General features: G+C 41.8%; 13 protein-coding genes and 1 riboswitch. Of the genes, 9 read left to right on the forward strand and 4 right to left on the reverse strand.

Annotated features, from left to right (window positions below; genetic code table 11):
- Positions 1 to 140: 140 nt before the first annotated feature.
- Together ACED20_RS14930 and ACED20_RS14935 are read right to left on the reverse strand one after the other, a co-directional pair.
- Entirely contained in the window at positions 141 to 593 is a 453-nt protein-coding gene (locus ACED20_RS14930; RefSeq protein WP_294220061.1) for an HRDC domain-containing protein, read from the reverse strand.
- 17 nt (positions 594 to 610) lie between these two features.
- A complete protein-coding gene (locus tag ACED20_RS14935) occupies positions 611 to 943 on the reverse strand; it encodes a single-stranded DNA-binding protein (protein WP_294198387.1) in 333 nt (110 codons plus the stop codon).
- Between the two features lie 163 nt (positions 944 to 1,106).
- Here ACED20_RS14935 and ACED20_RS14940 point away from each other — a divergent pair, with 163 nt between their 5' ends.
- The 9 genes from ACED20_RS14940 (at position 1,107) to ACED20_RS14980 (ending at position 9,228) form a co-directional block, all read left to right on the forward strand.
- On the forward strand, positions 1,107 to 1,709 hold the full coding sequence (locus ACED20_RS14940) for an HPP family protein (protein ID WP_294230985.1): 603 nt from the start codon (positions 1,107 to 1,109) through the stop codon (positions 1,707 to 1,709).
- 5 nt (positions 1,710 to 1,714) lie between these two features.
- Positions 1,715 to 2,059 carry a hypothetical protein gene (locus tag ACED20_RS14945; RefSeq protein WP_294198392.1) on the forward strand — a complete coding sequence of 115 codons (345 nt, stop codon included), beginning with the start codon at positions 1,715 to 1,717 and terminating at the stop codon, positions 2,057 to 2,059.
- Between the two features lie 17 nt (positions 2,060 to 2,076).
- Positions 2,077 to 2,982, forward strand: a complete 906-nt coding sequence (locus tag ACED20_RS14950) for a TIGR01777 family oxidoreductase (RefSeq protein ID WP_294238293.1) — start codon at positions 2,077 to 2,079, stop codon at positions 2,980 to 2,982.
- Positions 2,983 to 3,003: 21 nt separating this feature from the next.
- A complete protein-coding gene (gene nudK, locus ACED20_RS14955; RefSeq protein WP_294230987.1) occupies positions 3,004 to 3,585 on the forward strand; it encodes a GDP-mannose pyrophosphatase NudK in 582 nt (193 codons plus the stop codon).
- Positions 3,586 to 3,603: 18 nt separating this feature from the next.
- A complete protein-coding gene (locus tag ACED20_RS14960; protein WP_294238295.1) occupies positions 3,604 to 4,182 on the forward strand; it encodes a hypothetical protein in 579 nt (192 codons plus the stop codon).
- Between the two features lie 17 nt (positions 4,183 to 4,199).
- Positions 4,200 to 4,778, forward strand: coding sequence for a hypothetical protein (locus ACED20_RS14965; protein WP_294238297.1), 579 nt, complete (start codon positions 4,200 to 4,202; stop codon positions 4,776 to 4,778).
- A gap of 35 nt (positions 4,779 to 4,813) precedes the next feature.
- Positions 4,814 to 4,999, forward strand: a riboswitch (cobalamin riboswitch).
- 344 nt (positions 5,000 to 5,343) lie between these two features.
- Positions 5,344 to 7,650 (forward strand): 5-methyltetrahydropteroyltriglutamate--homocysteine S-methyltransferase, encoded by a 2,307-nt coding sequence (metE, locus tag ACED20_RS14970; protein WP_378105460.1) that lies wholly within the window; start codon positions 5,344 to 5,346, stop codon positions 7,648 to 7,650.
- Positions 7,651 to 7,834: 184 nt separating this feature from the next.
- Complete coding sequence (locus ACED20_RS14975; RefSeq protein WP_378105463.1) at positions 7,835 to 8,581, forward strand: hypothetical protein; 747 nt, start codon at positions 7,835 to 7,837, stop codon at positions 8,579 to 8,581.
- 200 nt (positions 8,582 to 8,781) lie between these two features.
- Complete coding sequence (locus ACED20_RS14980) at positions 8,782 to 9,228, forward strand: KTSC domain-containing protein (protein WP_345765794.1); 447 nt, start codon at positions 8,782 to 8,784, stop codon at positions 9,226 to 9,228.
- A 306-nt stretch (positions 9,229 to 9,534) separates the two neighbouring features.
- Here ACED20_RS14980 and ACED20_RS14985 read toward each other — a convergent pair whose 3' ends face one another.
- Positions 9,535 to 12,720, reverse strand: coding sequence for an efflux RND transporter permease subunit (locus ACED20_RS14985; protein ID WP_294231214.1), 3,186 nt, complete (start codon positions 12,718 to 12,720; stop codon positions 9,535 to 9,537).
- A gap of 9 nt (positions 12,721 to 12,729) precedes the next feature.
- Positions 12,730 to 13,791, reverse strand: coding sequence for an efflux RND transporter periplasmic adaptor subunit (locus tag ACED20_RS14990; protein WP_294231216.1), 1,062 nt, complete (start codon positions 13,789 to 13,791; stop codon positions 12,730 to 12,732).

Genomic DNA, 13,791 nt, shown 5'->3' on the forward strand with positions numbered 1-13,791 from the left:
AATAGGTAAATGATGATTAATATATAAGCAGCAAAAATAAGGAATTGAACGGACTTTTAAGGCAAACACAAAAGCCGGAGAACAATAATCTCCGGCTCCGGGTAAAAATAATACTCCATCACTTGTGTTTCTCCGTGAAATTATATGCTTTCCAAAAGTTCCAGAATCTCTTCGCCATAATTTTCGATTTTATGTTTTCCGAAACCTTTGATGTCCAAAAGTTCTTCTTTCTTTGCCGGCTTGTATTTAGCAACCGACAAAAGCTCTTTGTTGGTAGCAATAAAATAAGACGGCAGATTCTGCTCTTTGGCTTTTTCGGACCGCCAGTATTTCAGGGCTTCCAGGATCGCTGCTTCATCGGAACTCAGGACATCGTCTTCGGCAGAATACTTTACCTGCTTCGGTTCTTTGACGGAATCTTTCGCCATTTTGATTTCGTCAAAATACATGACTACCGACCAATAATTTTCATCATTCACAAAAGCGGTTTCCACTTTAATGATTTCATGTGATTCGAGAAAGGCATCCAGCATTCTCTGATCTTTATGAAGGTATTCTTCGCTTATTCTTATTTTAAAAACTTTTACTTTCATGGCAATGTATTTCAATATTATTTGCCTCCCAATAAGAGGATTTCGTCTATCCTGATTTCGGTAATAAATCTTTTTACGCCGTCTTTATCATCATAAGACCGATACGTTAGCTTTCCTTCCACGGCAAGCTCTTTACCCTTCGGAGCATACTTCTGAAGAATTTCTGCCGTTTTCCCGTAAGCAACCAGATTGTGCCATTGGGTTTCTTCTACTTTTTCTCCTTTTGCATTGGTGTAATAATCGCTGGTGGCAAGCGATACGCTGGCTTTTAAGGTTCCGTTTTCAAAGTTCATCACTTCTACTTCTTTTCCTGTGTGACCGATCAATGTAATTTTGTTTCTTAGTGACATAATGTGTAATTTTAAAAGTTAATATTCAGATCAGAGACGTTCACTGTTTTCTCAAATCTCTGTTGCAAAGATTGCCGGTTTCCATAACCCGAATCGGTAAAAAATTATTTAAATTCATTTGTAGTCGTTTGTAAACGGATAAATTTCGTATCTTTGAAATATTATGAAGAAGACGATAAAAAGAACATTCCGGGTATCAAAATATGTGATCTATAAGGAAACACTGGTAGATTATAAAGAACATTTCTGGTCGTTTCTGGGAGCATTTTTCGGAATCGGGATCATTGCTTTTATCCAGTCGCACAGTCTGGCAGCAACAGAAAATATTTTCCTGATCGGTTCTTTCGGAGCATCAAGTGTCTTAATTTACGGTGCCGTCCAGAGCCCTTTGGCGCAGCCGCGTAATCTAATCGGAGGCCACGTCATTTCAGCTTTGGTAGGCGTAACGGTTTATAAGCTTGTTCCCGATATCATCTGGCTTTCCGCACCCCTGGCAGTAGCTTTCTCTATCGTGCTGATGCAGTATACCAAAACCTTACACCCGCCCGGCGGTGCTACCGCACTGATCGCCGTAAGCTCCACGGGAAAGATTCCCGAATTGGGATTCTGGTATGTGCTATCTCCTGTTCTCTCCGGATGTCTTATTTTATTGCTTACAGCACTTTTTTTTAACAATATTACTTCTAACCGCAGCTATCCTGCCCACAGCAGGTTTAAAAAACTACTCAGAAAAAAACACCATCACCAAAATACAATGAAAAAATAAAAATTATGGAATGTCTCGAATGCGGCGAAAAAATCATCGGAAGGTCAGACAAAAAATTCTGCAATGATGCCTGCCGTAACGCCTATAACAACAAACAGAATAAGGATTCCAACAATCTTATGCGGAATATCAACAACAAACTGCGTAAAAATTACAGGATTCTGACGGAAGTAAATATCGAGGGTAAGACAAAAGTAGCCCGGGCGAAGCTTGTTGGCTTGGGTTTTGATTTTGAATTTTTCACGAATCTGAGAGTCTATAAAAATGGCTCGGAATATAAATTCATCTACGATTACGGCTATAAACTGCTGGATGATGACTTTATGCTGATCGTAAAAAATAAATCATAAAACCCCAACACCCCCACATGAAAGAAGTTGTCCTGATTACCGGAGCCAACGGTTTAATTGCCAGAGAATTATCAAAAAGACTTGAAAAGGAATATACCGTAAGGTTTTTAACCCGGAAAAAGCAACATGAAAATGAATTCGAATGGAATACCAACGCCGGTACAATCGATGAAAATGCCCTCGAAAATGTTTCGCACATCATTCACCTGGCAGGAGCAGGTATTGCTGAAAAAAGATGGACAGAAGAAAGAAAAAAAGAAATTATATCAAGCCGGGTAGGTTCCGCCGGTCTTCTTTTAAAAGCTTTACAAAAGAAAAATCAAAAGCTTAAATCGTTCGTTTCCGCTTCAGGAATCAACTACTACGGAACCGAAACCACGGAAAAGATATTTACGGAAAAGAACGGGCCGGGAAATGACTTTCTGAGTAAAGTAACTACTGTCTGGGAGCAAGCTGCCGATGAATTTAAAAACAAACAGGTTGCGGAACGGGTCGTAAAACTGAGGACCGGCGTCGTCCTTTCAGAGAAAGAAGGTGCCTTAAAAAAGATGCTTCTCCCCATAAAAGCAGGCATCGGCTCTCCCCTTGGATCCGGAAAACAATACATGCCGTGGATTCATATTGCAGACATCTGCTCGATGTATGAATTTTCCTTAAAAAATCCTGAACTGGACGGTGCTTTTAATGCAGTTGCTCCGCAATATGCCACCAATAAAGACCTGACTGAAATGACGGCACAAGTATTAAAAAAGCCTTTATTTATGCCGAATGTCCCGGGATTTGTCCTGAAACTGATCTTTGGAGAACTGTCGGTGGCGGTGCTGGAAGGTTCAAGAGCATCGGCAGAGAAAATAGAAAAGGCAGGATTCCGATTCAGATTTCCCGATCTTAAAGAAGCTTTAAAAGATTTATTGAAAAATTAAATAACGAAGATCTAACACTTTATGCAGGATACAAAAGTAAGTATTGAAAAAACAGAGATCCTCTCTGATAACTGGTACACTTTGAACAAGGTAACGTTCAATATTCAAAAAAAAGACGGAACTTTTGAACAACAAAGCCGTGAAGCATACGATCGGGGCAATGGTGCCGTTATCCTATTGTACAACAAAGATTCCCAGACGGTGATTTTGACGCGACAGTTCCGGCTTCCTACGTTTATCAATGGAAATGAATCAGGCATGATGATCGAAGCCTGTGCCGGACTTCTGGATAACGACAATCCTGAAGAGTGCATCAGAAGGGAAACCGAAGAGGAAACCGGATATAAAATCTCCCATATTGAAAAGATTTTCGAAGCCTATATGTCTCCGGGTTCCGTTACGGAAATACTTCATTTCTTCATCGCAGAATATACCACAGAGATGAAGACCGGTGAAGGCGGTGGCCTGGATGATGAAGGGGAAAATATTGAAGTTCTGGAACTTGATTTTGAAATAGCCCTCGAAATGATTGATTCAGGGGAGATCAAAGATGCCAAAACAATAATGCTGTTGCAGCATATCAGAATAAAATCGATTTTATAAAAAATTAAAGGTAAAAAGATGAAACCACTATATACCGCAGGTTTATGTTTACTGCTATCAGCCCCTGTTTACGCACAGAAAACCGATAAGCCGGGTCCGAAAGACAAAGCCGTCATTGAACATTTTAAAAACGGTTACAAAAAGAAGAATTACAGGAAATTCGACGGAAAAATAACGCTGAACGATAAGCAGATCTTGTTCGACAATAAGATTGTTTTCTATGATCCTTCCGATAAAATTACAACTCTTCTTTTAAAAGAAGGACTGGTTTATCCTCAGATACTTACCGAATATCAGGTTGATAAATTTGAAAATGAAGACAGCGACAGAACCCAAAAAAGATTCGCAAAGCTTCAGAAAAACTGGAAAGACGCTTTTGAGGTGAATAACATCAGGCTCAGCGGCGGAACGGAGCTTGCTTTTTTAAGCAATGACCCGACCATACGCAGATTCAAGGTAGTCTGCAAGGATCCGAAGTTTCCGAACCTGATGATCTATTATTTTGAACTGACCGATAAGAAGGCAGATAAAAACACTCCTACAGAAGACTTTATAAGAAATGCGAAGCTGACGCATATTTTTCAGCGGACAGAGTAAACTGCATTTTCATTTTAATGAAAAATTCTACGATTTCCGATTATTTCAACACCATCTGCGAATTCCGGCAGGCTCATCCTGTTGTAAAATGCCAGCCGCTGCGTACCAACGATCCCGGCATAATGACCGTCAGGGAGGCGTTGAACGGACTGAAAGAAATTCTTGAAAACAAGTACGAAAAATTTAAAGGCATGGCATTATCAGCAGAAATTTCACGTGGTATTACCAATTTACCCCATGTTCTCTATGCCTGCATTCTCCCGCCCGGCCAGTTGGTTCCGAACGGAATTTATACCGTAATCTGTTTTGATCTATTGGGTAGAGGTGCGCTGGTGGGCTGTGTGGAGTCCAAAGTTACCTCTAAAGGACTGGTTACCGTACAACGGAAAAAGAAACCCGGACTTTTACCGATCGATGTCGATGGTGCGAGCGAACGCACGAAATACAACAATGTATTTGTCAATCCCAAAGAATTTTATTATCCGCTGGAAAACAGCGAAATGCTGGAACGGCATATCGCGGAGTCGCTGGGATTGGCATTATCCCTGTTAACGCTATCTATTAGTACTAAAGCATTGACAGAGGTTAAAAAATAATTCCTACATTTGTTCCGAAAATAGTTCTTTAACATCCTTCATCAAACGGAAAAGGTTTTACGTAAAGTAGATTAATAGGGAATCGTGTGAGAATCACGAGCTGTCGCGCAACTGTAAGTAATACCCCAAAGGTTTTTGTCCGAGTATATCCACTGTGCAAACGGGAAGGATGACAGAAACTGTTACAAGTCAGGAGACCTGCCTGTTCCGAATTGACAATGCTCTCGCGGTTCGGAGTTTTTTAGTCACACAGATGATACTGTTGAACGTATGGAGTTAAAATCCTATTAGCGTTTACATTAATCTCTTTATATATACGTGAAAACGGTTAGACAGTCTTTGAAAGTCATACTTTTAAATATGTTTCCAAAAGTCACCGATTTTTATTTGGAGGTTTCAATGAAACGTATCAGTAATAGTAAAATTTAAATCAACTTCCTTTTTTAATGGAAAAATTACGTCTTTACGGTATCTTATTGCATTTCTAACCACTCCTTTCCGAAAGCATTGCGAAGCATCTGGAGAGCTTTTAAAATTATTGTTTCATTTAAAAGTTTTTAAGAACATGCAAACGCACATTCTTGGCTATCCGCGTATTGGTAGCAACAGAGAACTCAAAAAAGCCTGCGAGCAGTATTGGACAGGCAAAACCGATCTTAACCATCTTTTGGAGACCGGAAAAATCATCAAAAACAATCATTGGAAACTTCAGCAGGAGGCAGGCATCGACCTTATCCCCTGCAATGACTTTTCGTATTACGACCAGGTACTGGACATGACCCTTACCGTGGGCGCGATTCCGGAGCGGTACAGGCAACTGGCCGTCCAAAAGCAGGAGACCGATCTTTATTTTGCCATGGCCAGAGGATTCCAGCAGGAAGGCCTGGATATTACCGCAATGGAAATGACGAAATGGTTTGATACCAATTATCATTACATCGTTCCTGAATTTCAGAAAGACCAGGAATTCAGTCTGTTTTCAGACAAAATCATCCAGGAATTCATCAACGCAAAAGAAACGGGAATTCGTGCAAAACCGGTAATAATCGGTCCGGTAACCTATCTTTTGCTGGGAAAAGAAAAAGAAGGAGGTTTTGATAAACTGGATTTAATACGGAACCTTCTTCCTGTTTATCTTCAGATTTTAAAGGAACTGGAAAACCATGGCGCGGAATACATTCAGTTTGATGAGCCGTTTCTGGCACTGGATTTAAGTGGAAAAGCAAAAGAAGCTTACGGATTTGTCTATGCTGAAATCAGGAAACAATTTCCAAATCTCAAATTCATCGTTGCTACTTATTTTGAAGGATTGAAAGACAATCTTTCCCTGGCAGCCGCACTTCCCGTAAACATGCTGCACATCGATCTCGTAAGATGCCCGGAACAGCTGGACAAAGCTTTAAATACGATTCCCGAAACCCTCAGCCTTTCACTTGGAATTGTTGACGGTAGGAATATCTGGAAAAATGATTTTGAGAAATCTTTATCTTTCATTGAAAAAGCGGTACGGAAAATAGGTTCTGAACGGGTATTCATAGCACCATCATGTTCGCTGCTCCACGCTCCTTCCGATCTTGATCTGGAAAAAAACGAAGATATCCTTTCCGCTGAAATAAAGCAGTGGATGGCTTTTGCGAAGCAGAAAGTTCATGAAATTGTAATCTTAAAGAAATTAGCTTCAGAAAATCCGGATTATAATACTTTGCAGCAATTCGCTGAAAATAAAAAAGCCCTTGAGAACCGCAGGATATCAACCTTAATTCATAATCAGGATGTAAAAGACCGTGTTGATGTAACCACGGATGAAGATGCCAAAAGATCTTCTCCATTTAAAGCGAGAAAAAAATCCCAGCAGGATATCCTTCAGCTTCCATTGTTTCCTACGACTACGATCGGCTCGTTTCCACAGACAAAGGAAGTAAGGAACTGGAGGGCAAAATTCAAAAAAGGTAAGCTCAATGCTGAACAATATGATGCGTTACTGAAGCAGGAGACAGAAAGGACCATCCGCTGGCAGGAAGAAATCGGAATTGATGTCTTGGTTCACGGTGAATTTGAAAGAAACGATATGGTGGAATATTTTGGGGAACAGCTGGCCGGATTTGCCTTTACCCAAAACGGATGGGTACAGAGCTACGGAAGCCGCTGCGTAAAACCGCCCGTAATTTACGGAGATGTTCACCGCCCGGCTCCGATGACCGTTTATTGGTCGGAATATGCCCAGTCCCTGACAAAAAAATGGGTAAAAGGAATGCTTACCGGGCCGGTGACGATCCTTCAATGGTCTTTTGTCCGTGATGACCAGCCTCGTTCTCTGACCTGTAAACAGATCGCCCTGGCGATCCGCGATGAAGTGACCGACCTGGAAAGAGCAGGCATCAGGATTATCCAGATCGATGAACCGGCGATCCGTGAAGGGCTGCCATTAAGAGCTGCTGAATGGCAAAATTACCTTAGATGGGCCGTAGAAGCTTTCCGTATCTCCGCAAGCGGCGTGGAGGATGCCACGCAGATCCATACGCATATGTGCTATTCTGAGTTTAACGACATAATCCAGAACATTGCCGACATGGATGCGGACGTGATTACGATCGAATGCTCCCGCAGCCAGATGGAGCTCCTGAATGCTTTCGCCGATTTCAAATATCCGAATGAGATTGGTCCGGGGGTGTACGACATCCACTCACCCAGAGTCCCGTCAAAAGAAGAAATGGTGGAGCTGCTGAAAAAAGCACAGGCCGTAATTCCGGCGGAACAGCTGTGGGTAAATCCCGACTGCGGTTTGAAAACCCGCCACTGGGAAGAAACCGAAAAGGCCCTCATCGCAATGGTTGCTGCGTCAAAAGAAATGAGTGAAGTGTTTGCGTTATAAATGCTTTAATTATTGATATTTATTTCAGGAGTCTTTCGGGACTCCTGTTTTTATTTAACTTTACATTAAAGTACAATTAAATGACCGCTGAAGGTCTGGAACGATTAGCGCATGAATATTTTCATGAAAATAAATAATAGGAGGCTTTTATTCTTTCTACTTTAATTCAAATACTTAGCAGAACATGACCATCATCCCAATAGAAGATCCGAAATATGCAAATTCCGTTATAAAAAAATATCCTTTCATCATCGACAGCGGTGAAATTTCCGATAAAGAATACGGTATTCAATGCAGCTATGAAGGTGAAATAAGAATGGGACCACCCTACTATTTCGTTGAAGTTTTAAGAAACGGTAATAAAATATGGAGCGGCCGAACTTATGGCGGCGAAATATTTAATAAAAATATTATTTCGGCAAAATACCATAAGCTCATTTTGGTAAAATGGTACTCCTTAGATTCAAATAATGAGGTAGTTGTTGAAATAGATCTGGCAACCGGCATAGAGAAAGTCCTGACTAAAGAAGCCCGTTATCACTATGCAGGTCATTTTGATTCTTTTGACGGAATATTTTATGCAGCTACGGGTAAGGATCTGATTTGCGAAAATTTTGAAACCAAGGAAAAATTTTTCCTCAACAAAACCCTGAACAAAAGTATCGACAATGTTATTTCCTGGGGCCTCTCTCCCATGAGGAACACTATTATTGTGGTTACAGGTGATGAAACACACAACGTGATCTTGTTTAATCTTAAAAACAAACTGATCGTCAGTACGGCAACTATGGAACATAACCTCTCTTCTGATGGCAGAATAAATTGCTTTTTAGATAAAGAAAACGAGAAAGTTGTTTTTAAACTTTCCGATTATGAAAAGCAGGAAGAAGGCAATAGATCTTTAGAATGTTATAAAAGCCTGAGCTTTTAAATCTGCACTCAAAGTTTTCTAAATTTAAATAATGTAATTAGCGGAAATCAGGACGTAAAAACAGCTGCCTAGGTTCCCTGCATTGAACTTCTATTAATTTTATCTTAAATTTTCAAATAGAAATAAATTAATAATGAATACGTTATGATTTTTAAAATTTAAAACCTTAATTTTGCACTCCGAAAAAGGGATCCAACCATATGAAAAAATTAGGTGAATACAGAAAGCTTCTGGAAGTAGATAAAAACGTAACGTTAAAGGAACTGAAAACCATTTACAGGAATACGATGAAAGATACGCATCCTGATAAATTTATCAATGATGAAGCAGGTAAGCAGGAAGCGGAAGAAAAAAGCAAATCGGTAATTGAAGCCTATCATTTTTTGGTGAGCATCAATCCGGAAACGCAGGAAAAATACAAGGAAGAATATACGGAAACGATTAGCACATCTAATATTCAGGATTTTTATCTTGAAAAATCTATCCTTACCATTCAGCATCTGAACGGAAATATTTATGAATACCTGAGTGTTCCGAGAAATACCTACATCAAAATGGTGAATGCCGATTCGCCGAGCCGTTTTGCAAGAAGACATATTTACGGAAGTTTTGTTTACCGCAAAGCCGGTGAAGTAATGGCCGATTAATTTTCTAAAGATATTTAAATGCAGGCTTTCAGATTTTTCTGGAAGTCTTTTTTATTGGATTGATTCAGGAAATCGGCGTTGATAACTACAAATAACACGGATTTTGTTCGACAGTTGCCAAAGAAATCAATAGGTATAATATGTCAATTTTTCCCGTTACAAATCTCCCACAGAATATCCGGATTTTCAAGGATGGTACTGGTTCGGTTAAAAAAGACTTCCTGGCCTTATATTTCATCAATGTAATAAAATAAAAAAGCGTATCATTGCTGACACGCTTTAGGTTAATGTTATATTGATTGATGATTAGTCCAGATGTTTCGGGGTAAATCCGTCATCGCTCAGCTCTCTGTGCTCGTAGTCGGCTTTCATTTCGGCTTCGTAGTCTACTTTTTCATGCTTGCCCATTCTTCTCAAAATGGAATCGAATAAAGAGTACACCACCGGCACGATGATCAGCGTAAGGAATAGCGATGAGGTAAGACCTCCGATAACTACCCATGCGAGACCTTTGTTCATTTCGGCTCCGGCTCCTGTAGCCAATGCGATCGGAAGCATCCCGAAGATCATTGCGATCGTGGTCATCAGGATCGGACGCAGACGGGCATGGTTGGCCTGAATCAATGCGTCGTGGGTATTGGAACCTGCCGCTTTTCTCGCATTAGTAAAATCGACGATCAGGATCGCGTTCTTCGCTACGAGACCGATCAGCATGATCATCCCGAGCATAGTAAAGATGTTCAGGGAATTTCCGGTTAGGGCCAGGATCAGCATTACCCCGATCATCGCCAGCGGAATGGAGAACAATACCACGAACGGATACACGAAACTGTCATAGAGGGAAACCATTACCAGGTATACAAGTACGATTGCTGCCAGTAAGGCAATTCCCAACGTACCGAAACCTTCCTGCTGGTTTTCCATATCTCCGCTCCAGATGTAATCCACACCCACAGGTTTTGTAGGTTTATCCATAAACTGCGCGGCCCATTCGTTGGCTACGTCACCCACAGGTCTTCCTACGGCTTTCGCTCTTACTTTTACGGAAGGCGATTTATCCCTACGTTCCAGCAAACTCGGTCCTGAACCCATTTTTACATCGGCAAACTGACTTAATCTGATCTGCTGTCCCTGAGGATTGGTGAACATCAGGTTCTTCACATCATCGATCGACTGTCTGTTCGCATCTCCGAAACGGATGTTGATGTCGTATTCATATTCTCCGGCTCTGAACTTCCCGTCGGTATTCCCGTTGAATGCAGTCTGCATCGTCTGTCCTACACTCGAAAGGTTTAAACCTAAAGAAGCCATTTTATCACGGTCGATATTCACCTGGACTTCCGGATTTCCGGTATCTGTGGAGAGTTCCGCATCTACGGCTCCCGGAACTTTTTTAAGCAATTCCAAAATACGGGTAGCTTCTTTTACGGCCGTTGCGTTATCCGGTGCGGTTACCACCAATTCTATCGGCGCATTTTCCGCTCCCATAATCCCGATCGGTGCTGTTTTGAATTCCACTCCGGTAAATTTCTCTTCCAAAGCTCTTTTTACTTTCGCCGCTTTGATGTCGGTACTTTCCGAACGTTCGGATTTATCCGTTAAATTTACCTGAACTTCCGACTGGTACGTGGTAGCCTGCGCCCCACCGAAACCGGTAGACTGCTGCCCTACCGTGGTGATCAGATCCACTACATCTTTGTCGTTTCTTAAATATTTCTCTACATCCAGGGTCAGCTGGTTGGTTTTCTCAATCGTTGCATCTTTCGATAATTCCATCTGTACGAGGAACTGACCACGGTCAGTTTTAGGGAAGAACTCCCCTCCGATAAATCCGAAGGCCACCAGCATAAAGGAAGCGATAAGCACAATGAATGTAATTACCACCGTCATTACCCTTCTCAAAGTTGTTTTTAAACACCATTCCAGAATTCCGGTAATCCAGTGTGTGAATTTATCGATCATGCTTTCAAACCACAGGATGAATTTCTGGAACCAGTTTTTACCTGTTAAATGTTCCAGCTTCCCAAATCTCGAAGATAGCCATGGGATAATGGTAAATGAAGCCAATAAGGACAACATCGTTGCGATAACTACCGTGACACAGAACTGCGCCAGGATATTCGCCACAAGACCTGAACTCATTGCAATCGGAAGGAATACCACTACAATTACCAAGGTAATCGCTGCTACGGTAAACCCGATCTCCGAAGCTCCGTCGTAAGCCGCCCGGATCTTGCTTTTCCCCATTTCCATGTGACGGTAAATGTTTTCAAGCACCACGATGGCATCATCCACCAGGATCCCCACCACAAGCGACAGCCCCAGTAAGCTCATCAGGTTTAAGGTATACCCCATCAGGTTCATCCCGATAAAGGTAGCCACCAATGAAGCCGGAATGGAAATCATTACGATGAATGCGTTTCTGATGCTGTGAAGGAACAATAGCATGACAATCGCCACCAGGATAATCGCTAAGAATAAATCAAAGATTACGTGGTTGGCAGATTCTAGGGTAAAATCGGTGGTATCGTTAACGACTTTCACTTTCACGCCCTGAACTTTATAAGCTTCTTCTACGGTTTTAATGGTTTTCTGAACACTTTCGGAAACCGCTACCGCATTGGCATCGGATTGTTTCTTTACCTGCATCAGGATCGTCGGAAACTGGTTGAACCGCGCTACTTTCTCCACATCTTTCTGAGAATCGAATACGGTTGCGATATCCGACAAACGTACCTGTGCACCGTTTTTGTTGGAAACCACCAGGTTGTTCATTTCATCGATCGATCTGTATTTTCCGGATAAACGGATGGTCGATTTGGATGTTCTTGTCTTAATGCTTCCTGTTGGGAAATCAAGGTTTGAAGAAAGAATGGCATTCTGTACATCGGCAATTGAAAGGCCGTATCCCTGCAGCTTTTTATCGTCCAGATTCACCTGGATCTCTCTTTCCTGCCCGCCCACAAGATCCACCTTTGCAACACCGTTCACACGGGAGAAGATCGGCTCAATCTTTTTATCTAAAAGGTCATACAGGTCTTTATTGTTCAATTTATCCGAAGAAATACTCATGGTGATGATCGGTAAATCATCCAGGGAGAATTTATTCAGGGACGGTGCGTCTACATCATCCGGAAGGTCTGCCAGAATGGCGTTCACCTTTCGCTGGGCGTCATTCAATGCATAATCTACATCGGCTCCGTCGTTCAGCTGCACCATGATAACGGATAAACTTTCATAAGAAGAAGATTCTACTTTCTTTACGTTTTCCAAAGATCCTACGGCATCCTCAATCTTACGGGTGACGGATGTTTCCACCTCAGCGGGCGAAGCTCCCGGATACACTGTGGAAATGGTTACCATATTGGTTTCAAACTTCGGAATCAATTCATACCCCATCATGGAGTAACTTAAGATCCCTCCCAGCGTAAGGATCGTAAAGAGTACGATCACGAGGGATGGTCTTTTAATGGATATTTCTGCTAACTTCATCGCTTATTCCTACTTTATGATATTCACTTTAGATCCGTTGTCTAAGTTGATCTGTCCGCTGGTTACTACCTGCTCGCCTCCGTTCAGTCCGCTCAGTACCTGAACTTTGTCGCCGTATACTTTTCCTACGGTTACTTTGATCAGTCTGGCGACACCGTTCTGAACCACAAACAGCTGTCCTGAGCTTACCCCGTTCACGAAAGCTTCCGCAGGTACTGTCAGCATATTCTGGGTTTCCGCACCATTGTTGGTTTTGAAAGTAGCGGTAGCATACATCCCTGCTTTCAGGTTTCCTCTGTTCTGCACTTCGATCTCCACCGGGAAATTTAAAGATGCATCACTTTTTGGTGCAATGAAGGTAATTCTTCCGACGAAAGATTCGTCCGGCAATACATTGACTTTAATCGGGACTTCCTGGCCAAGCTGTATCTTACCGATCTGGCTTTCATCCACCAGAACAGAAAGCTTCAGAGAATTGATATTTACGATTTCAAATAAAGCTGTTCCCGGAGCCACAACCATTCCCGGTTCCACCATTTTCTTGTTGATGGTCCCGCTAATTCCGGCACGCACGCTGGTATCATTTACCCTTACTCCCTGTGCACGGACAGCCGCCTGTGCATTTTTCAGCTGAAGTCTTGAGTTATCCAGCTGCTGCTTCGTTACCCCTCCTGTTTTGAAGGCGTTTTCATAACGCTGGTTATCGATAATGGCATTCTGCAAATTGTTCTGCGCCTGGGTAACATCTACTTCGATGGCATCTTTTTTAATGGTCGCTAAAACCTGTCCTGCCCCTACTCTCGATCCTTCCTTTACCAAAACGTTTACTATTCTTCCGGAAATTTCAGAAGATTGGTTGGACTGCTGTTTCGGGATAAAGGTTCCGTTGGCCGAATAATCGGTATTGATGTTTTCTCTGGAAACTGATACCACATTTACATTGATCTTATCTACCTGCTTGGCTACTTCTTTTACCTCCTGAGTCTGCTTTTCTTTATTGCTAGCGATCTTATAGGCTGCTAAACCTACCAGTACCGCTGCCACGATGATATATATTAAAGTTTTTTTCAT

Source organism: Chryseobacterium sp. sg2396, assembly GCF_042610505.1.
In the GTDB taxonomy this organism is placed as follows: Bacteria; Bacteroidota; Bacteroidia; order Flavobacteriales; family Weeksellaceae; genus Chryseobacterium.